Genomic DNA, 1,442 nt, shown 5'->3' on the forward strand with positions numbered 1-1,442 from the left:
TGGCGCGTTCGGCGGCGTCACGCTGCCGGTCGAGGGCTGCGCACACGTCGCAGCCCGGCGCGGGTTTCGGCGGCCGGGTCGGGTCCGGCAGGGTGACGGGCGGCTCCGGCACCGTCTGCTGTCGGCTTTGGCTCGGCATACGTTGACCCCCTGGCCTGCGTGGTTGTGTGCTGTACAACCGACGCTAGCGGCCAGGGGGTCACGGAAGTACTACAGACTGTAGTACCTGTCAGACGACGCCGACCCTGATGCCGAGCTCCACCAGATCCCCGCGCTTCCGGGTACGGATCATCGTCCCGATGGTCTCCCGGACCGCCGCATGGGCGCGCGTCGCCTGCGGGGCCAGGCGCTCGGCCTCAAGGAACGCGGCCACAGCCTCATCACGCTGCCCGTTGTAGAAGTAGGCGCGCCCGCGGTCGATGTGGAAGTGGGAGTGCCGCTCCTGCGAGTAGTCGTCGGGGAGCCGTACCTTCTCGGCGCGGGCGACGGCGTCCCGGCCATGGCCCATCTCGACGGGCAGACTGACCGACCAGAGTGCGGTGTTGGTGGGGCCGAATTGCAGCTGGTAGTCGTTGCGGTCCTCGCCGAGCTCGTCGGCCGCCTGCCGTGCGTGCGCGAGGTGGCGTACGGCGGCTTTCGTGTCGGCCGCGCGGGCGAGGTTCAAGGATGCCTTCAGCTGGAAAGCCCCCCGCAGCGACACCGCTTCCGGGCCCGGCGACGAGATGGCGCCGAGTTCGGTCAGCGCTTCGTCGATGATGTGCCCGGCCTCGTCGTGCTCGCCGATGGTGAGGAACTCGCCGGCGTCGTACCAGCGGGCGGCCAGGATGCGCAGCGGGTCGCCTGTCTCTTGGGATGCCCAGACGACGCGTTCGGTGGCAAGGGTGGCGTCCGAGGAGTGGCCGAGCTTGTACAAATACTGCATGGCGCATTCGTAGGCGGAGGCGAGGAGGTTGTACGCCTGCCGCTTCTGGTCTCCGGTGGTGAGTTCGGCGGCGACCTGAAGGTCGCGGAGGAGGGCGGGGAGTTCGGCGCCGGCTTTTGTGAGGGCGGCCGCTTGGCGGTGGGTGTTGGCGTCGTGGACGCGGGTGTGGAGGTCGGGCAGGTTGATGGCGGCGGCTTCGGCTTCGGTGGGCCGGGTTGGGCGGTCGTGGCGCATGAGGGCGCGGCGTACTGCTGCTACCGAGGCGACGGCGGCTTGCCCGTCGTGGTCGGCCTGGACGGGCACGTAGGGGGCTCCGGTGATTTCGGTGGGGTGGCAGTCGAGGGCTTGGGCGAAGGCGAGGATGACGGCGGGGCGGTCGAGGCTGCGGACGCCTTGCTCGAAGGAGCGGATGGCGCCGAGGGAGTAGCCGCTCTCGGTGGCGAGGCGGGCTTGTGTCCAGCGGTGGCGTGCGCGGAGGCGGGCGAGTCGTTGTCCGTTGGACTCGGCGATGTCGGTGGTG

At 70.2% G+C, this 1,442-nt stretch carries 1 protein-coding gene; it reads right to left on the reverse strand.

Annotated elements, in window-relative coordinates; genetic code table 11:
- Nucleotides 1–229: 229 nt before the first annotated feature.
- On the reverse strand, nt 230–1,442 hold a 1,213-nt coding region (locus tag I8N67_RS41515), incomplete at its 5' end, for a helix-turn-helix domain-containing protein (RefSeq protein WP_200309516.1).

The sequence above is a fragment of the Streptomyces adelaidensis genome (genome assembly GCF_016598475.1).
Lineage (GTDB): Bacteria > Actinomycetota > Actinomycetes > Streptomycetales > Streptomycetaceae > Streptomyces > Streptomyces adelaidensis.